At 46.3% G+C, this 19,593-nt stretch carries 19 protein-coding genes; 3 read left to right on the forward strand and 16 right to left on the reverse strand.

Going from position 1 to position 19,593, the window contains the following annotated elements; all coding sequences use genetic code 11:
* Nucleotides 1-527: 527 nt before the first annotated feature.
* The 15 genes from MUG84_RS24630 to MUG84_RS24700 all read right to left on the reverse strand — a co-directional run bounded on the left by MUG84_RS24630 (nucleotide 528) and on the right by MUG84_RS24700 (nucleotide 14,762).
* Nucleotides 528-1,313, reverse strand: a complete 786-nt coding sequence (locus MUG84_RS24630; RefSeq protein ID WP_244730341.1) for a phosphotransferase enzyme family protein — start codon at nucleotides 1,311-1,313, stop codon at nucleotides 528-530.
* A 238-nt stretch (nucleotides 1,314-1,551) separates the two neighbouring features.
* Complete coding sequence (locus tag MUG84_RS24635; protein ID WP_244730344.1) at nucleotides 1,552-1,887, reverse strand: hypothetical protein; 336 nt, start codon at nucleotides 1,885-1,887, stop codon at nucleotides 1,552-1,554.
* Entirely contained in the window at nucleotides 1,872-2,039 is a 168-nt protein-coding gene (locus tag MUG84_RS24640) for a tyrosine-type recombinase/integrase (RefSeq protein WP_244730347.1), read from the reverse strand. Before MUG84_RS24640 ends, MUG84_RS24635 begins: the two co-directional genes overlap by 16 nt.
* Nucleotides 2,032-2,193, reverse strand: a complete 162-nt coding sequence (locus tag MUG84_RS24645; RefSeq protein WP_244730349.1) for a hypothetical protein — start codon at nucleotides 2,191-2,193, stop codon at nucleotides 2,032-2,034. The genes MUG84_RS24640 and MUG84_RS24645 overlap by 8 nt, the downstream gene beginning before the upstream one ends.
* 116 nt (nucleotides 2,194-2,309) lie before the next feature.
* Nucleotides 2,310-3,338 (reverse strand): hypothetical protein, encoded by a 1,029-nt coding sequence (locus MUG84_RS24650; protein ID WP_244730351.1) that lies wholly within the window; start codon nucleotides 3,336-3,338, stop codon nucleotides 2,310-2,312.
* A gap of 688 nt (nucleotides 3,339-4,026) precedes the next feature.
* The gene (locus MUG84_RS24655) at nucleotides 4,027-5,271 is read right to left on the reverse strand and encodes a serine hydrolase domain-containing protein (RefSeq protein ID WP_244730352.1); all 1,245 of its coding nucleotides are present in this window, start codon (nucleotides 5,269-5,271) and stop codon (nucleotides 4,027-4,029) included.
* 328 nt (nucleotides 5,272-5,599) lie between these two features.
* On the reverse strand, nucleotides 5,600-5,767 hold the full coding sequence (locus MUG84_RS24660) for a hypothetical protein (RefSeq protein WP_244730354.1): 168 nt from the start codon (nucleotides 5,765-5,767) through the stop codon (nucleotides 5,600-5,602).
* Between the two features lie 439 nt (nucleotides 5,768-6,206).
* Entirely contained in the window at nucleotides 6,207-6,758 is a 552-nt protein-coding gene (locus MUG84_RS24665; protein ID WP_244730355.1) for a dihydrofolate reductase family protein, read from the reverse strand.
* Between the two features lie 132 nt (nucleotides 6,759-6,890).
* The gene (sigJ, locus tag MUG84_RS24670; RefSeq protein ID WP_244730371.1) at nucleotides 6,891-7,745 is read right to left on the reverse strand and encodes an RNA polymerase sigma factor SigJ; all 855 of its coding nucleotides are present in this window, start codon (nucleotides 7,743-7,745) and stop codon (nucleotides 6,891-6,893) included.
* Nucleotides 7,746-7,802: 57 nt separating this feature from the next.
* On the reverse strand, nucleotides 7,803-8,996 hold the full coding sequence (locus tag MUG84_RS24675) for an NAD(P)/FAD-dependent oxidoreductase (RefSeq protein ID WP_244730601.1): 1,194 nt from the start codon (nucleotides 8,994-8,996) through the stop codon (nucleotides 7,803-7,805).
* 190 nt (nucleotides 8,997-9,186) lie between these two features.
* Nucleotides 9,187-9,336, reverse strand: coding sequence for a hypothetical protein (locus MUG84_RS24680; RefSeq protein ID WP_244730374.1), 150 nt, complete (start codon nucleotides 9,334-9,336; stop codon nucleotides 9,187-9,189).
* A 186-nt stretch (nucleotides 9,337-9,522) separates the two neighbouring features.
* Nucleotides 9,523-10,143, reverse strand: coding sequence for an FMN-dependent NADH-azoreductase (locus tag MUG84_RS24685; RefSeq protein ID WP_244730376.1), 621 nt, complete (start codon nucleotides 10,141-10,143; stop codon nucleotides 9,523-9,525).
* Between the two features lie 373 nt (nucleotides 10,144-10,516).
* Entirely contained in the window at nucleotides 10,517-12,808 is a 2,292-nt protein-coding gene (locus MUG84_RS24690; RefSeq protein ID WP_244730380.1) for an Ig-like domain-containing protein, read from the reverse strand.
* 259 nt (nucleotides 12,809-13,067) lie between these two features.
* On the reverse strand, nucleotides 13,068-13,862 hold the full coding sequence (locus MUG84_RS24695; protein WP_244730383.1) for an arylamine N-acetyltransferase family protein: 795 nt from the start codon (nucleotides 13,860-13,862) through the stop codon (nucleotides 13,068-13,070).
* A 156-nt stretch (nucleotides 13,863-14,018) separates the two neighbouring features.
* Nucleotides 14,019-14,762, reverse strand: a complete 744-nt coding sequence (locus tag MUG84_RS24700) for an SDR family NAD(P)-dependent oxidoreductase (protein ID WP_244730386.1) — start codon at nucleotides 14,760-14,762, stop codon at nucleotides 14,019-14,021.
* A 205-nt stretch (nucleotides 14,763-14,967) separates the two neighbouring features.
* Here MUG84_RS24700 and MUG84_RS24705 point away from each other — a divergent pair, with 205 nt between their 5' ends.
* Nucleotides 14,968-15,882: a LysR family transcriptional regulator gene (locus MUG84_RS24705; protein ID WP_244730389.1), complete on the forward strand. Its 915-nt coding sequence runs from the start codon at nucleotides 14,968-14,970 to the stop codon at nucleotides 15,880-15,882.
* Between the two features lie 38 nt (nucleotides 15,883-15,920).
* The gene (gene cls, locus MUG84_RS24710) at nucleotides 15,921-17,369 is read left to right on the forward strand and encodes a cardiolipin synthase (protein WP_244730392.1); all 1,449 of its coding nucleotides are present in this window, start codon (nucleotides 15,921-15,923) and stop codon (nucleotides 17,367-17,369) included.
* Between the two features lie 74 nt (nucleotides 17,370-17,443).
* Here the strand turns inward: cls and MUG84_RS24715 are convergent, their stop codons facing one another.
* Nucleotides 17,444-18,691, reverse strand: coding sequence for a stalk domain-containing protein (locus tag MUG84_RS24715; RefSeq protein WP_244730393.1), 1,248 nt, complete (start codon nucleotides 18,689-18,691; stop codon nucleotides 17,444-17,446).
* A gap of 218 nt (nucleotides 18,692-18,909) precedes the next feature.
* On the opposite strand from MUG84_RS24715, the gene MUG84_RS24720 reads away from it, so the two are divergent.
* Entirely contained in the window at nucleotides 18,910-19,551 is a 642-nt protein-coding gene (locus MUG84_RS24720; protein WP_244730395.1) for a DedA family protein, read from the forward strand.
* Nucleotides 19,552-19,593 lie beyond the last annotated feature (42 nt).

A 19,593-nucleotide genomic window follows, 5' to 3' on the forward strand; every position in this document is an offset into this window, starting at 1 on the left:
CGTGCGGAAGGAAAGCTGTTCAAAGTAGCGGTAATTGCTTGTGTAAACAAACTCATTCACTGGATTTTTGCCATCTTGACTTCAAAAGAAGCATTTCGGCTAGAATGATCAGCATGAAATAGGAAAAGATGAAATATATTCCTGTGCCGAAGGGGACGGTTATTTGTCATATCTTTTTTTAAGTATACCACTCCTGGAATCGATTATTAATAATTAAATATTGACAAGCTATTAGCTGGAATAGCGTAACGAGGCTGCAGATCCATGCCGGCAGCCTCGTCTTAGTTTATTAAGCTATAGTTCCCGTTATCTTAATTTCTTCTTCGCCTATAATAAATAGTAAATTTCTTTCCCCGTCAGCCACTGAATCCACAACTCAATTTTTCTGAATACGTGGTCTTTAATCCAACCATTTCTGTCCGAATCACGGATAAAGAACGCATAGCACAGGAATATATCCATCAGAATCAACCCTTCAACGTATCTTAAACTATCCTTGGAAAATGGAGCTTTTGACGTGTAGCCTTTCAGAAATATGTCTCGCTTTTTGCTTTCAAATTTCGCAGATGCGCTCCGATATCGAATAAGTAATAACCGTATCCGGATAGGCAAAAATCGATAAAACAAGGCTCACCACTTTCAGTGATAACGATATTCCCCCGCTGAATATCTGCATGGATTAACCCCCAGGCTCCTTCCTGCGAGTCCAGTTCACTCATGAGTCCCTTTACCTGAGCAAGCACTTCAGTCATGATCCCGTAATGTTCCATGCTATATATGTTTATTTCTACGCCATGCCTCAGCTTCTCGAGCGTACTATCGATTTTTTCGGAGCCGTATACGGGTCTATGCAAATCTTTTAAGACCGCGCTTGCTCGAGTGAAGCTATGAAATCGCGCAAGATTGACTCCAATTGCATACACGATTTCATCCATATTCTCTTCTTCATGCGTAAAAGTATCCCCATCAATCCAATCCAATAGCGTTGCATAAATAGTGGCATCCATGTCCTCCAGGCGACATACCGTTACATACTCCCCGAATCTATTCGCAACGGGTATTTGTACCCCCAACACGCGCTTGCGACCCAACTCCTGCAAAAGTACCGTCTCGGATTTCAGCCCCTCCAGCGTATGCTGAATGCCCAAAAACCCTTCTGTAACGGGCTTATGGATCCGCAGCAAGAATGAACTGCTATTGCCACGGTCTGTTATTTTGTATGTCATATTCTCGTTGTGCCTCATGAACTCAAGAACCGGATCTATGAAAAGGTAGCTCTCGAGCACTTTTTGGGCTATCCATTCGTGATTCACCTTGCTCACTCTCCCAAATTAACGAGATACAATATATTATAAAATACCTTTGTAAGAAAAAATCACCCAATTTTCTTCAAAAAACGTCGCTTGGCTATTAACTTCTTGCTAAACTATCCTGCCCTTAGCTGAGCGTAATCTGCTCGTTAGCTTTATTAGAATAAGGGATCAGTACCTTGCTTTGTAATCCGCTGTGAATGAGTTCTGTTAGTCTATCGGCTGAACGGCACATTTTAATTTACTCGGTGGCTCTGTCCTCAAATCCCCAAAATTCTAAAAGCCGCTTATTTTCTTTAATATCATCCTCAGATAAACGGCTCAATTTCAACTTGGCAAGTAGAACGAGCTCTTTATGATCATTGTACGTGAAGTCCTTGTATATCTCCTGATTCTTCTTATGGAATAGATGGATTAGCTCTGTAAGTTCGAAATATGGCAAGGATCCTGATTTCCATTTCTTAAAAGATTGATACAAGGGTTCCAGAGCTTCTTCAGTTACCAATTTGTGATATTCATCAATAATTTCACGCTCTTGCTGCCGTTTTTGTTGTTTAGGAGTTAAATTGCTATCCAAGTTTCTTTCCCCCCCTTGGTGAAATAAACCTCTCTTTTCTTTGAACCCTTGCCATTTACAATGGCAGAACAGTTTTCCCAGTTCAGATCCTCAATGTTTATCTTCTCAACCTCTCCAATTCGGCAGCCTATGCTATATAAAAACTCAAGCAATGCTCTTTCCTTTAGTGTCTGACATGAGATCTTCAGATGGATAACATCTTACTCCATTAAAAGATTTCGGAATTCGCTTGTCCATTTTATTTGGGCTAAACCCCTGTATTCGCTTATCCGCTTCATAATGATGCCAAAGCTCGCTTAAATTCATAACAAAACCTCCTACTAGAGCAATTAATTCTAGTTTGCTTCTAATAGAAGGTTTTAAACTGCTGCATTCAACTAGCGTTTACCATTAGTATAATTTATAGGCAAAAGTGACTCAGTTTATAAAAAGCATATCTCTCTTAAGCAAGACAAACCTTTTCTCTCTAACAACAATATATTCCTTAGAATGGTAACTACGTCCTGCCGATTTACTTCGTTAAACGATTCCCGCGGCTGCTCATAAGGAAATTTCTCTTTTAATACCTTGGTTTTTGTAGCTATATTACCGTATGTACTAATCGCTTCATCAAACAAATGATGTGATTTTCCATCAAATATTTGTTTTAGCTCCTTCAAGAAAAGATTGGCATGGTGCCTAGCCTCGCTAACTACTTCAATGACAAGGGCAAAATCATATTTTAGAACTCTATTGCTTTCTATTGCGTTTATCCATTCTTCAAAAGCCTTTAGACCCACAAAATACCTTTTGCCAAACTCCTCATATGTCTCCTTTTCATTTAGGCTAAAGACGAATTGTAAGGCCTCTTTCATGGAATTCATCTTGTCATTAGCAGGGATAGGCGTAGCCCAATGCAGAGAAATCAAGCCACTCGTTGCTTCTTTAGATTCAGAAACTTTACGGTCGTTCACGCAGTTCACACAAGGACATCGAGATAATCCCAATAAGTTCCATGGGATGACATCTTGCCAGTTTTCATACCCTGTATGCCATGAATCGATGTAATAGCCGATATCGTCGAAAGCGGTTATTACTGAGGTCTGGTTTTCTTGAGCAATATTTTTAGAAAATACAGGTTTCTTTGAATCGATTGCAACCTTGGCTTTGTCCCATGCATCCGCTTGAAGTTTAATAAATGCAGCACCGTCAGCATATTGGTGTATTCCTTCAATATGAATGCCTAAATTACGAACAAGTCGGAAAATATCTGGTTCAGGTGGTCCAGCGTTTGGCTGGACAAAGTATTCATCGAATACGTTGAGAAAGGCGAGCCCCGTAAAACCAAGAATCTCCGTTGGCGTTAAGGACATTTGATAATAATCTGCAACTGATTTAACTGCACCGATTTGGGATGAGTCTAGACCTGAGAAACCGTAATTGTCTAATTTTACTTGAATACGCTCCAGCATGAGAACACCTCCATCTTATCAAAGGAAATATTCTCCATATTGAATCAAAATTCCTGTTTAACGACAATCGTTAAACTATCCTGCCCGGTAGTTGAGAAAAGGCAGCTGATCTAAGTGATCGCTGCCTTTTCTGTTGCATATTGCACTATCGTTCTCCGTTAGTACAAGGATTTTTAAGCACGTACAACTAAACATTCCTTGAAGCTTGACATTACATTCTGATGTTGTCGCAGTGACGTACTCCATATAATTCACAGAGCCGTTAACGTTGTTCAAGTTCCTGAATAGCACTCCTAAAATTATGACCCACAAAAGGGTATTAAGCCGTCATATCATTATCCCATCTAATATTCAAAAGGTATATTTGGTGGGATAATGATATGAGCGCCGACCGCACCGTGATACCGGGGGCTTGAGGCCCATCATCTCCGCCATGGACGGCTGCAGCCCTCCGGGCTTCCGAGCGGAATGTCCTCGGCTTCGTATCGGTCAGATGTTAAAGACGCGGATCAAGTGCTTTTGAGGCCATAAGAATATTTAAATAAGAAAACCACTCCACCGCCCTCTGAGCCCTTTCTAGGGGTAGTACCAGCGAAGCTGATACCACCCGCAAAGTATAATAAAATGGGAATTGTTTATTGATGGCCTCGTTATATCCTTGCTGTGCATCGGTGATTACAAGCTTTGGTCAGTCTTCGATTGCCTGATATATCGTAGTCCAGAAGTCGTGGATAAGTCGCGCTGAATCCGGAGTTGACATCCCAACCTGGGTGAGCAGGATTCCCGTGAGCCCGGTCTCCGGGTCGACGTAAGTCGAGGTGCCGCTTCCTCCGTCCCAGCCGAACTGGCCGATGGGCGCGTAGTCGCCGCGGTAGGTGCGCACCGCCATCCCGAAGCCCCAGCCGCCGTGCTGACCTTGACCGAATGACACATGGACATTGTTGCTGGCCATGGCGTTTCGGGCGGCTTGTTGCTCAGGCGTGAGGCGGTTGGTGGTCATCAGCTGAACGGCGGGCCGAGACAGGATCCGTTGGGTCCCGTGCATCCCGTGATTCAGCAGCATCCGGAAGTAGGCGTGGTAGTCGTCGACGGTGGAGGAAAGTCCACCTCCGCCGCCCTGGAACGCCGGAGGCTGGCTGTGGCGTCCCCCCATGGCCTCATCCCACACGATGAACTCCCCAGTCTGCGGGTTGGGGGCGTAGAGAGGAGGTAGCCGGTCGATCTTGTCGGCAGGCACGTGGAAACCGGTGTCTTTCATGCCAAGGGGGTCGAAGATGCGTTCGCGAAGAAACGTCTCAAACGACTGGCCCGTGACCCTGGCCACAAGCACGCCAAGTAGATCGTTGCTGATGTTGTACTGCCAGCGCTCTCCGGGCTGGTGCATCAGCGGAAGCGCACCTAGGCGGCGCATCCACTCATCCGGCTCGGGCATCGGCTCCGGTAGATCGGGCGTGAGCCCATGTTCGAAGATTGCGTTCATGATCGGAGTGCCCAGTGAGGTCATATCCATTCCGAGCCCGAACGTGGAGGTCAACAGGTCCCGTACGATGATCGGTCTCCGCGCTGGCACGGTATCGTCCAACGGGCCGTCGGCCCGCTTCAGCACTCGCCGGTCGGCGAGTTCGGGCAGCCACGGCTCTACCAGGTCGTCAAGACGCAGCCTGCACTCGTCGAGTAGGACCATCGCCGCCGCCATCGCGACCGGCTTGGAAGTGGACGCCATCCGAAAGATCGTGTCCCGGCGCATCGGCGCGCCACCGTCATGGCGCATTGTACCGAGCGCTTCGACGTGTGTCTCACCATTCCGGCTGACCAGGGCGACGAGCCCAGGAATCTTTCCGGACTCAACATGCCTTGCCAGCACGTCGCGCATTCTGCGCAGCCCTGTTTCGGAGAAGCCGCTATTGCTTTGTCCCGTTATAGTCTTATTCATTTGGTATTCCTCTCTTTACTTTTTTCTACCCTATTATTCTCTCTTGTAATTCATGCTTTAGAGCCCTTTGTTCAAAAAGGTATCTTCGATACATTAAAGAGACTGAATATTGGCAATCAAAAAATGACTCACCTCAAGGTTTTATATTCTAACCTGCCCGTTAGTATAGAAAGCAGCAGCCGAATGAATGGCTACCGTTACTTGTCTTTTATTGATCTATTGTTTCCCGATAGTTCAATCTGAACGCGAATAGGAATGTGTGCTGGGTCTAAATGAAGGTTGTTGGGGATATTTTTCGCTTTGTTTTTAGGGACTTGTTGTTGAGATATCACATAGAGTCATTTTTTTTCTTCGAGTTCTTCTTCATCTGGATGTAAGCCATACCTAATAACCCTACTGCGACCCCGAGTCCCCCCCACACTTCATAATTTCCAGTAAAATATCCAATCGCACCACCAATTAAAACACATGCAGCCATAATTAAACCAGCATTCATTCGTCATCACCCCAAATCATCATATTGAGTGGTTATACCTAAAATTAAATATACTATTCCAACTTATGAAACAGAACCGCCCATCAGGCTTTGAACGATTACTCTAAGATCCTTCGTTCGATTTAAATCTACCAAACAATAAAATCAAACAACATTCGCCTAAAAACCAGAACCCGCAGGCCTAAACGCATCCAGAACTGTTACACACATCAATATCTTATTAGGATGTTTTAACTAACCTGCCCTTTAGTTCAATAAAATAAGCAGGCTTAGGCAGACTGCTCGACAAGTGTGATATTCAGCTATCGTTTCCCGTTAGCGTAATGAAACTTCTCAAAAATAGCCTGTTAGTTAATCAATTTTTCTCCTTTGACCCCAAGGCCGTGAAGAAAGCATTACCAACTACCTCTTTCCCGGTGTGTAGACGTCCCAGTTCGATTTATGGATAAATAATGATATAGGTTGATTTTATGACCCCACTCTCATACCGTTTCATATCGATAAGCTCCAATTTCAAACGGGGTCTTGCGTCACCGAATAGCGGCACGCCTGAGCCAGCCATGATCGGATTCACTTTCAACACCAATTGGTCTATGAGTTTTCGTTCGATAAGCGAACCCGCCAGTTGTCCTCCCCCGCAAAGCCACAATGTCCCTTCCGTTTCTTTTTTGAGGTTCTCGATATAATCTACTGCCTCTCCTCTAACCAGTTCTACTTCCGCGTTGGATTCAAACTGCATGGTGTTTGAGAAGATATAGTGCTTTATTCCTTTATAACCGGGTTCACCCGGTTTTGCACCGAATTGAAATCCAAACTCGTAAGTTTTCCCGCCCATTAACACCGCTGCATATTGCTGAATGTCGGATAAATAATCCGGCAAATGATCACCTTCAAAGAGGAAAAAAGTACTGTCAAGCTTGCCATCTATCATAGCCTGGTCTGCAATGAAATTATCAATTGAAACTGCAACGTGATAAACCAATGAAGCCATAAAAGTCCCCCCTATGTTATTAATTCGATTCCTAAGCTGAGACAGTTAAGTATGCTGCCGATGAAGCCGGCAACCATGTAATGTTATCAAAATTAAAGGGATACTTGTAACGCTATTGTCATAGTTTCCCGGCTAAACACGAGTAAGCTTATCCGGGTTTCTTACAACGTAGATTCTGTCAAACTTTCCGCGTCGGCGCTGTAAAAATATAATGGCTACGGTTTTGTCCCCCGAACGAAGTACGATACCGGTCTCACCGTTCAGAGGGGCAAACTCGGAGTGAAGACTACCCTGAGACTTTAGGCCTTGGAGAGCGCCGGCAAGGATTAGGGCCACTTGATCGCGCGTTTGTATCGGACACGTAGCCGCGACTGCCTTTCCACCCCCGTCGGTAACGAGGATGACATCTTCACTCAGCAGGGACAGTACGTGATCGACGTTACCTTGCTCAAGGGATGTGAGGAACCGGCTAACCCAATCCACTTCGACCGCTTCGGCGGCGACTGGCTCATCTTCGGATATTCCCAACTTGCTTCTTGCCCGGCTCATCAGCATGCGGCAATTCGTTTCTCGCTTGCCGAGCAGTTCGGCTATTTCGGGATAATCGAATCCAAGGGCCTCACGCAAAACGAAAACCGCCCGCTCTGTCGGAGTCAACCTCTCCAACAGAACGAGCATGGCGTACGACAGCAAATCGCGGCGGACGACCTTCTCCAGCATATCCTCCTCCGGTGTCCGAATCGGTTCGGGAAGCCAAGGACCGACGTACACTTCCCTCTTCCTCCTCGCCGACTTCTGAAGATCGAGACAGCGATTGGTTACCATTTTGCACAAATACGCTTTCGGCTCCTTCAATCGCTCGGGATGAATGTCGCACGCCTTAAAAAACACGTCTTGCACCGCATCCTCTGCATCTGCTGTAGAACCTGTCAATTGATACGCCAGCGTGAACAGCAGCGCTCTATATTGATCGTACAATTCCTCCATCCGCCGTCACACCTTTTCTGAACTATTAGAAATCTTGCAATCTTGGTCTCTTTGTTACTATCGTAGCAAACTGGCGTAATCCCAAACCAGCTTCTTGGCTTTCCACGCTAGCTTTCCTGTTATGATAAAATCAAGTCCCCATTTGCGTGCCCACAGAAATCCGCGATTTTCCCCCAAGCCGATGTTGAAGGCATCCATATTATTTTTTAACGCTTTGTGAATCGGTGCGGGACGGCCTTCCAGATCGGCCATCACGATTTTCCCTAGTCGATTCCCTTGTATCCCAGCTTCAAAGCACGTCATCTGATCCACCTTGCCGGTTTTCGGATCGACGATTCTCGCACAGTCGCCAATGCTGTATACGCCCGGCGACCCCTGAACACGATAACATTCATCCACCAGCACTTGACCTTCAGGTGTAAGCGGCAACCCCATGCTGCGAAGGGCCGGATTCGGTATCAAACCAATCGTCCATACACATAGGCCAACATCAAGACAATCGCCATTGCTGAGCGTCACCACTCCTGCTTCCTCCCGCATCACCTTACGATTGTGAAGCACTGTCACTCCACATTCGCTGAGCGTCTGTTCTAACTTCCGTCCAGCTTTCTCCGGCCCTCCCGTGAACAGCCGCTCCTGCGCATTCAGCAAATAGACGGAGGTATCAGACAAGCTCAGCCCTAGCGCCGCTGCTTCCTTCCGCATGGCGAGCGCCAGTTCGGCGGACGTCTCGACGCCGCTGATGCCCGCTCCCGCAACCGCGATTGTCATCAGTCGCTTTCGTTCCTCAGGATTCGTCTCTCCGGCTGCCTTCTGCAGGTTGGCTCGCCAGCGCTCCCGTATGCCTGCCGCGGCTTGCGGGTCGGTTAAGGCGATGCCGCCCTGATCGGGATCCGGTCGCCGAACGATGCTCCCGACCGCCACGACTAGAAGATCATAACGAAATCGGGCTTCATTTCCTTGCGCATCCGTATATCGAATCCGTTTTTCCCCACTTTCCACTGACGTAACCGTACCTTGCACGAATTCGACTCCTTCTGAACAATAATGCGTCCAGGGAACGATAATCTCTTCCCCGCTCGTGGCCGGCCGAAACATCATCACTTTGCGCACATGACCGGGCTGCTTGTCGAACAGAACAAACCGAATCCGTCGTCCCTTCGTCATGCCCCGGGTCGTTTCCTTTATTGCTTTGAGCACTCCAAGCCCTGCATGGCCGCCTCCGATGATTATGCATGTCATGTCATTCATCATTCCTCAGCTCCTTTTACTTTTTGCACATATAACGATGTAGGGCTCTGAGTTGTGACATCTGAAACGAATAAAAAAAATTATTTGAGTCCGTATATTCAGCAGTTCTTTCGTGCCAGATTGTTGAGTAAATCTGCTGGCCTTCATTTAGATTTCTTTGTTGAATCGTAAATAATTGCTCGTGAAGCTTTTACCGAAAAGCCTCGGAATGATCGATCGCCCACTGTTTGAAGGTGCCAGGTGTCCGGCCGGCTACTTCTTCCACTGTAGGAAGCACAGTAGAGAATCTATGACCTTGCTTGGACGGATCAAAGAGAGCTTCGACAAGTTCCGCAGGCATTTCTCATCCTTTGCTATTACTATTTTTTTTCATCAAGTATGCCGGAAAAGGAAGATGTTCTGTGACATGCGGTGCTTTACAGTAATCGGCACCATTGCCAACATCACCGCGACAATGTCTACAAATTTATGTCGTTAGAACACTATACCGCCAAGGACGGGGGTATAGTGTTCTGCTTGTAGTGGATTAGAATCCGGATGCTACTTTAGCTGCTTCAGCTAAGCCGGTTTCGATAATTTGCTGAGCACGATCTTGGAATTGCATGTGGCCTTCTACGACAACTATTTCAATATCCGTTATTCCCCAGAAGCCGAGCATGCTTTTCACGTAGTTCACAGACATCTCCTTTTGAGCCAGCGGGCCTTCGGAGTAAACGCCACCTCGTGCGTTAAGAAGCACGACTTTCTTGCTGCCTTGCAATCCTACCGGGCCTTGTGGTGTATAAGAGAAGGTTTTTCGCGGTTGGCTTAGATAGGACAGGTAGGTCAGCAATTGAGCCGGAATCGTAAAATTCCAAAGAGGGAACGCGAATACGACTTTATCGGCTGCTAGGAATTGATCTGTATAGCCGTTAGCGATATCGGCTGCTTTTTGTTCCTCGGCAGTGAGTTCATCGCCGCCCGAAAGCTTGATAATGCCCGTAAACATTTCATTGTTGTAGTAAGGTAGCTCCGCTTTGAAAAGGTCTAATTCCGTAATATTGTCGTTCGGATTGTTCTCCCGGTACGCACTTACGAAAGCATCGTACAGCTTTAAGCTGATGGATTGGTCTCGATTGTTAGCTTTAACAAATAAAATATTTGCCATTTCTTATTTTCCCTCCCAGATATTAAAAAATGAAATTTTCTTATTACTGTGTGATCATGATTGCAGTAACACGCTAAGCCCTGCAAAGCCACCTCCGAAAATGATTCATGTCAAATCGTTCATTGTTCCTCAACTCCTTTTTCCGTTTTGCACATATAACGACGTAAGGCTCTGAATTGTAACATCGGAATCGAAGCTTCGATAAGCAATCTCAACGGTTATGACTGCAAGTTCTTGTCTCTGACCTTATAACACGAAGAAACGTTAACTCAATTAAACGCCTTCCTTAGAAGGCGTTTAATTTTTAATCCAAAAACAACAAAAAATTAAACATAACCAAAATAAAAAAAGAAAAACGTCTTATCGACGTTTTTCAACCTCCCCAACGGACGGACGATCCCTCTTTCTTATCATAGGCCTGCGCCCAATAGTAGCCAGGAGCAATGATCCGTCTTGGAGCAAACCCGATCTCTCCCGATGGAGAAGCAACGTTCTCGGAGTTGGCAGTATAGGAACCGGTCGCGTTAGTTGTACCGTTTACGTACTTCCCTGCCATGTATGTGAATCTTCCCCCTACATTTGCGGTGACTGCCCCTCCGGTTTTCAAATCGGCAACTTGGAGGGTAACGGTGGCTTTTGTGCCGTCATACTTCATCTGAATTTTCGATACGATCATCGGCTTTAACGTCGTACAATCTGTTTTGACTTTTACGGGCTTGCTTGGCGGTCCCTCATTCCCGGAAGTGTCGACTGCCGTGACCTTATACACATATTTCGTCTCAGGCAGCAGGCCATTGTCCTGGAAGCTCAATCTCTTGGAAACTCCTGCAAGATGCGCTTTATCGAGCGGAAAGTTCGTACTGGTTCCACGGTAAATGCGATATTCCTGAACAGCGGCATTATCCGCAGCCGGGCCGTACGAAATATCGATCCGCTGATAGTCGAACACATCCGCCTGCAGTTCTCCCGAAATTACGGTCGGCGGTTCGGTGTCAGGCGGCGCCTGCCAAAAGACTGCTCCCGGTCCCCAGACGGAAGGAAGGTTCCGAAGCGAATCATAGTGATGAATTGCAATGCCTCCGAAGGCCGGATTGCCCCCAAAGGCGGCATACACCTTATCCAGCTCTGACTCCATATACTGCCGTCCTTCTTCATGAAAGCTGATCGTCTCGGGATCTCCACCGTCCGCAATATCTTTCGTTTCTACGCCGATCACAACGGAATTAGGCTTTCCGATTTTGCCCGCGTATTCCATCTCGCCCCGCGCATTTTCGATGATTCCGACGGTGCCTTCCGCTTGGTCGCGATAATCCATGATGGAGATATAATCAAGTGTATCCTGCACGTGCTCGGAGAGCGGTTTCACAGTACCGTTCCATAAAATATCCGTTGCGTCCACAGAGGTGTCGAACCAGCGGGGAATCGCTGCCCCTACTTGAAGTGAAAGCCCGGAAGCCTGTTTTCGGTCCATCAAAGCTTTTAACATATCTAGGTATTGAATCTGGACGGAAGGCTTATCGCTTTTATAATCGGGAAGGCTGTAAGGCTCGGTATCAATGTTGACCCCATCGAACCGTTCATTCTCGCCGGAGGATAAATTGTAATTCAAGATGCGTTCGAATTCGGCAACAGCCTGCTGCCGGTACCTTGAATACGCCCCAAAATACGGAGGCGTCGTACCGCCCGCAATCAAAGCCTGAACCTGATACCCGCGATCATGGGCCCACCCGATAAAATCGCGAACTTCCGCACGTTTGTCTTCGAGCATTCGGATCCCATAGTACTCCCCTACGGCCAGATACCAGGTCCGGATCTGATCTTGGCCGAAGGTGGCCGTATCCGATGACATCGCATCCAAAACCGTCCTGGCGCCGGGGTTCAAAATGAGCGGGTAGGAGTCGTATTCCCAGATCCACATCGCCCGGTCCTGACTGTAGACGTCCCGCGTTACTGTTGAAGCTTCCACGGAAATTCCTGCTTTGACATATACGGTCTGACTGTAACCAATATTGCCGTTTACGTCCTCGGCTCTCGCTTCCAGACTATTGATTCGTCCCGAAACGGCCTGCGTATCCCATGGATACAAATACCCTGATACCGCCGGGTTGGCATCCTCCCATTCCCCTCCGTTGATTCTCACCTGAACGCGTGCGATGCCATTTTTTCCTGAAGCTTCGACTACAACCGGGATTTGTCCTTGAAGCACATCCTGCTCCGTAGGGCTGACCACCCGCACCTTTGGAATATTCGCCTTCGGATTATCTACTTCAATCTGCAAAAAAGGAGACCATGCTGTATAACGGGTCATAGTATCCTTGCCTCTCGCGACGAGTTCGACAGGTCCGTCATACATCGATAAATCGACGTCGGCATACCAGTTGCCGATATCACCCGCTTCCGTATGGGCGCTTGTCAACGAATCGCCGTTAATCGCGATTTCAATGTCATAGACGCCGCTGTACGTTCCGGTCAGATGAATCCTTCCCGGGTCTAGCGACCCACCGCTGTCTGGGGGATCGATCGTAATTCGCGGAGCAGCCAATACAGACGAAGGGGGGATACAGGAGAGAGCAAGATAAACAATGAAAACCAGACAAATTCCGAGTTTGCGGAAAGCATGTTTTTTCCGTATCCGGATCATAACATGTCCCTGTTTGGCTGCCATAACTCTCTTCACTTCCTTTGCGTGTAGTGTGAATGACCTTGACACAGTAACAACAATGAGGAAAGGTGAATTCGATTCAGGGCTTTTCTTGCTGTAGAATAAAGCGCTTACTTTTTCTTATTTTGGCGAGCATCATGTTAGAACCGGATCCGACAAAAAAATAAAGTGCAGGACGCTAAAGTCCCACACCTTATTCGCAAAAACACATTAGTCTTAATGGCACTAAAAATTTCGGCCTTCACGTCTAAGCTCTCGTAGATCAATCGGAAGCAGGAAATGAAATGCCGAAATACGTATTCAAAGCCTCACGGTATGTCTCTGGTGATGAAGGCACAAAGGTCTGAACTCCTGTAGAAGAGAATATTCTGAACTCGTCTCCGGACACCGTGTTTCTTCCCTCCGGCGTGCGGATGAACACCATAGCGGTTTGCGTAAAAATCGATTCGGATGCATGCTCGCACCAATACGAAGCCATCGCATAATCTTGCAGCAGTTGCGGCTCTTCAGTGAACGAATACAACTGGTTCCACTCCCCATTTTTTCGTTCGCACAGCATCCAGCCGAAAAACGGGTCCGGGTCCAGTCGATAACATTCATTACCTAACGGCTGCTCGATCCCTTCCTTCAAAACTAAAGGACGGACAGGCACGATTCCTCCAACTCCGACATCACACAAATAGGAAATCCCTTCAGCTTCTACGCGTAAAATATGATGCCTGCGCATCGGCGGCGGATTCGGCTCATCGCGCCAAAATCTGGCGAAATAATGCGTGACCTGAAATCCGATCTCTTCCAAAAGCCAACTGAACAACGCGTTTAGCTCAAAACAATAGCCTCCGCGGCGGCGGACGACGATTTTGTCATACAAATCTTCAAGCTTCAGTGATAGAGGTACGCTATTCAAAATATCCAGATTTTCATAGGGTACATGATGGATATGGCATTCTTGAATACGCGCGAGCATGGCCGCGGTCGGTTCAACCTCTCCATCGTATCCGATCCGTTTGAGGTAAGCGGCCGCCCGCGTCGAGATGCCAGATATGTTATTGTTCATATCGTAATGTTCCTCCACCTTCTTAGAATTACTACTACTCATGTTACTTTTCCATATGTGTATGTCCATCTCCTCCAGCAACGACAAAAAACAGCCGCTGCTGTTAAGCAAACGACTGTCATTGTTTTACGACATCAACGAAATATTCTATAACATTTACACGGCAGTATATCCACCATCCACAAGCAGGCTGGTACCTGTAATGAAGGACGCGTCATCACTGGCTAAGAATAAGACGGCTTTGGCTACTTCTTCAGGCTTGCCAAGACGGCCCATTGGATGAAGACCGATCAGATGCTGGTTTAAGGCTTCGGATCTGCCTTTGATCAGTGGAGTATCGATATATCCCGGGCAAACCGCATTGACCCGGATCCCTTTGGCAGCATAGTTCGTACTCAGCGTTTGAGTCAGCAGCTTCACGCCGCCTTTTGCCGAAGCATACGCTGTCACGTTGGCTTTGCCGACATGGCTGTGAATGGAGCCGCAGTTCACGATTGCGCCGCCATGTTCTTGTTCGAGCATTTGTTTAATCGCGTATTTATCACAGAGGAACACCCCTGTCAAATTGATATCTATGGTCCGTTGCCAGTTGTCGAACGACAGCTGATCCGCAGGTCCATCCTGCGCAATACCCGCGTTGGCAAACAGGATATCCAGCTTCCCGTATTTCGCTACGGTTTGCTCCACCATGTGAATGACTTCCTGTTCCTTCGTCACATCGGTCTTCACAAAGAGCGTATCAAAGCCTTCCTGATTCAGTTCATCGGATACGGCCTGTCCACGTTCCGAAAAATCAGCAATCACGACTTTGGCGCCTTCCTCCGCAAACAATCTGACCGATGCTTCCCCAATCCCGCTTGCTCCGCCGGTTACAATGGCAACTTTATTTTCAAATCTCATCGTTGATCTCTCCCATTCATTTTCTATCACTCATCCAAGCCAATCTCAGCAATCGGCTTAATAAAATAAATGCCGGCATTGTTGAACAAAATATCGAGAGTACCTCATGCTCTACTTCTATGTTATCATCAATATTAATTAATAAAAATTTAAACATTTTTAATTTTATTTAAGAAATACTTAAAGTAAAGGATTGGACCGAAAGATGCATATTGAAAAACTGGAGTATTTGGTTGAAGTTGCAAAAACGGGCTCCATCTCCAAAGCCGCACAAAATCTGCATGTGACCATATCTGCGGTCAGTCAATCCATATCCAGTCTGGAGGAAGAATGGGGAGTAACCGTCCTTAAACGTTCCCGTACTGGAGCTGTGCCTACTGCTGAAGGTGTGGTCATGATCAAGAAAGCAATAGAGCTCCTGCAGAAATACGATGAATTGAAAGAAGCTGTGCAGGGTTACTCCGATACGGTTCAAGGCAGGCTGAGATTAGCCACGATTCCGGGGCCAATTTTTTTACTGGATCAAGCCGTACTCGATTTCAAGAAACAGTATCCCCAAGTGAAAATCGAGATTGTGGAGCAGGGCTCACAGGATATCATCGACGATATTTTGAATGACAAATGTGATCTGGGATTTATCATCCTTTTTAAAGACCGGTTGGTTAAACATATGGGACTTGATTTTGATCGTCTGCTTAAGGTGAAAATGGTCGCTGCAACAAGCATTCACTCGCCGCTCGCTTATCAAAAAGTAATTACGCCGGAGGAGCTTAAACAACATACGGTTGTACTGTATAATGATGATTATGTGAAGTGGTTTATGGATGACTTTCAGAAAAAATATGGCGATGTGGATATTGCATATACAACCAATAACCGAGCGTTAATCAGCAGAGCCTGCATGAATCATCACGCGGTAACCGTGGGACTGGATTATTCATTTATTACAGAGCCGCTTTTTGCCGAAGACGACACGGTCATCCTGAATTTCGATCTTCCAGAGTCAAGTCCGGTATACCTTGGGGTGATCCAGCAGAAAGACCACACTCCTTCCGTAATCTCGAGGCATTTTCTGTACCGTCTCAAGCATGATATATCTGAATTGCAGCAATTATTGTAACTTTGAAATACATAAAGCAAGAGGGGGATTTCGTAGCAATGAATATTGCATCAGGCATACTAGGGTTAATTCTCTTTCTGAATTTTATCTTTGTTCTAGTCGTTGTTTTTAAAGAAAGGCGGGACGCCGGTGCCACTTGGGCATGGCTGCTCGTGCTTACCTTTATTCCGATTGTCGGATTTTTGCTGTACCTGCTGTTTGCTCAGAACTTCAGGCAAGTCCGTCTGTTTCATTGGGGCGACTTGAAGAAAATCGGCGTTGAAGAGACCATCTTGGAGCAGATCGGACAAATACAATCGGGAAGCTATCAGTTTCATAATGCGTCAGCCAGCAATAACCGAGATCTCATCTATATGCATCTGAACAACAACCACTCTATTTTTACTGAAGAAAATGCGGTAGATATTATCACGGACGGCCAGGAGAAGTTTGACAATCTATTCAAGGATATTGAGGCGGCCAAAGTTTACATCCATGTCCAGTATTACATTATCCAGAATGATAACCTCGGCAAAAAATTAATAAATCTTCTTACGCAAAAAGCAAGAGAAGGCGTTAAAGTCAGAGTATTATACGACCAGCTCGGCTCCAAAAAGCTGACAAAAAGGTTTTTCCAGGACTTCCGCGAAGCGGGTGGTCTTGCAGAGGCTTTCTTTCCTTCCAAGCTCCGTCTGATCAACCTGCGGCTGAACTACCGAAACCACAGGAAGCTGGTCATTATTGATGGAGAAATTGGATATGTCGGCGGTTTTAATGTAGGCGATGAGTACCTGGGTCTCAATTCCAAATTCGGCTACTGGCGAGATACACATCTGCGGATTACCGGTTCCGCCGTATACGCCATGCAGATCCGATTCATTTTGGACTGGAATCAGGCATCCCATCACCACGCGATTACCTATTCTCCCAGTTTGTTTCCGAACGTTGGCCCGGCTGGTAAAATAGGTATGCAGATCGTAACCAGCGGTCCGGACAGTCAGTTTGAACATATCAAGAATGGTTATATTAAAATGATATCTTCCGCGAAGAAATCGATATATATTCAGACCCCATATTTCATACCAGATCCAAGCCTGCTTGATGCCTTAAAGATTGCAGCACTATCCGGTGTGGAAGTGAAAATTATGATTCCGGATAAACCGGATCATATCTTCGTTTATTGGGCGACGTACTCATACATAGGTGAATTGTTGAAAACCGGTGCTACGGTATATCTCTACAATAACGGCTTTATTCATGCGAAAACGATCGTTATTGACGGGGAAATCGCTTCCGTAGGAACGGCCAACATCGATTACCGCAGCTTTAAGCTTAATTTTGAGGTCAATGCCTTTTTATATGATGACCGGATTTCGCAAAAACTGACTGAGGTATTTGAAGAGGATATTCTAGTATCCAAGCAGCTTACCATGGAAGAGTATCTGGAGCGTCCAAGATGGATACGGATGAAAGAGTCCGTCTCGAGGCTGCTGTCACCAATACTGTAATAAAACGTCTATTCATTCTATAATTCAAAAAAGAGCTGTCTCTCTTAGGGGAGGCAGCTCTTTCTTTCTATCTATTATTTCATTTCAATAGATTGGTTTATTTGTGTCCACGCGGATGGACCGATCAAGCCAAGACGCCAGAATGCCACGCCTTTGAGATCATACCTTTTCGCCAGACCAATTTTGGAGTTTATGGTGGTATCCTTTTCGCTGCCTAGTGAAATACCCAGGATGAGCTTATCCTTGCTGGTTTCCTTCAGCGCCAAGCGAATAGCTTCATCCACTTTATCGAGTGGCTCTGGACCCTTCTCCTGCTCAAACGCGTAAGCCATAATCACCAGATCATCTGCGAGGCTCGACAACGTTTTGTAATCATAACCGGCGTACGAACTGTTGAGCGGATGAAGGACCAAAGTCAGCTTTAGACCTGCCTGATGGGCTTTGCCGGATAGATTTTTAATAAATGCATTATACTCGGACTTCACTTTATTTTTGTCTCCGGTAAGACCTAGCCCCTCCAGATCCAGCGCGATTCCTTTGAAGCCCTTCTCGGTTGCCGTCGCCACGATCTGTGAAGTGGTTTTCTCTTGCAGCGCTGTGTCTTCCAGATTCTTGGTCAGCTCGAGGTTGGAATCTACCGAGTACACCATCAGATACGGCGTAGTGCCCTGCTGATCTGCATCCTGGATAATGGACTCGGGCGTAACGTCACCGGCTGCCTGCGGCCATTTATACTCTTTCCCCTGTGTGGTAAATTCACCATTCGGATCAATCCGGCTCCAGCCGAACGATACCGAATCAAACGATGGGATATATGACCGTTCATCAAAAGAAGAAAGAGCATAGAAGCCCATCGTATACATATCTTTCTTCGGAGAAGTAATTGAAACGGTCTGGGTCGACTGATCCCAGGCAACGGCAGCTCCGAACTGCTGGCTGAAGAAGCTAAGCGGAATCATCGTGCTGTTTTGGATCGTCTGCGGAGCGATCGACAATGTAGTCGCCTTTCCGTCTACCAAAGCATTTTTACTTCCAATTTTCAAAACGACCTGTTTCGTAGCGCCGCCGTTTTGTTTGGTTGCAGTAATCTTCTGCTCCTTCTGATTCCATATCACCTGTATGCCCAATGCTTCAGATATGGCGCGGAATGGAACCATCGTAGTCCCCTTGATAACTGTTGGCTGCACAGGAAAAGGCAGCGGGTATCCATCCAGCATAATGCTAACTTTTCCAGGGGCTGCTTCCGTTGTTTGCTGCGGAACAACAGACAAAGATCCAGCGAGAATGACAGAACATAATAGAAATTTACCTAGTACCTTCATTTTTTCGGTTCTCCTATTAACTAGTGATAGATTTGATTTTCATAGAATAGTTTTACTATATCACTTTCAGGGATACCAGTTCTACCTTTAACAGGGAATAGACTACTGCGTGTTCTCTCTATCAGTCAGGTTTTCTCATCATTCTCTAATGTTACTTTAGCAGGAACACGTTATGATGAAGATAGACTATAGGAATTGCTATCGAAAGAGGGAAGAATATGCTGCATCAAATCATGGATTTTATTTCATCTATAGCCTCATCATTGGTTGATGGGCTTGGATTAGTCGGTATTTTTATTGGTATGGTTATCGAAAGTGCTTGTATTCCGCTCCCCAGTGAGGTCATTATGCTTACCGGAGGATTTCTCGTTCATCAAGGGAAGTTCCCCTTATGGGAATTGGTTGCTGTCGGTACATTAGGTAATATCATCGGGTCCATCATCGTATTCTGGATTGGAAAAACCGGAGCTCGCACCCTTCTGGAAAAGTACGGAAAGTATTTGCTCATCAACCGCAAACATTTGGCACAAGCAGAGAGCTGGTTTCATAACTACGGAGAAAGAGCCGTTTTGATCTCTAGGGTACTGCCTTTTGTCCGTACTTTCATTTCTTTGCCTGCAGGTATATCCGGTATGAATTTCTATAAATTTCTGATCTACACCACAATCGGGTGCCTTCCTTGGAATCTGGGACTGGCCTATGCAGGCTACCAGCTCGGTGCAAATTGGGCAATAGCCGAAAAGCTAATTCATCCTGTTACCTATGCTGTGATCGCGATTCTAGCTGTGCTTCTGATTGTTTATGTATGGAAAGCATTTCGAAAAAAGTCTAAAAATCGTGACAATTCCAAAGAGATTTAAAGTTTATTACAGCGCGACCATGGACCGGTTATCAGCCGGATC

This window comes from Paenibacillus mangrovi (assembly GCF_022898935.1).
Taxonomy (GTDB): domain Bacteria; phylum Bacillota; class Bacilli; order Paenibacillales; family Paenibacillaceae; genus Paenibacillus_AQ; species Paenibacillus_AQ mangrovi.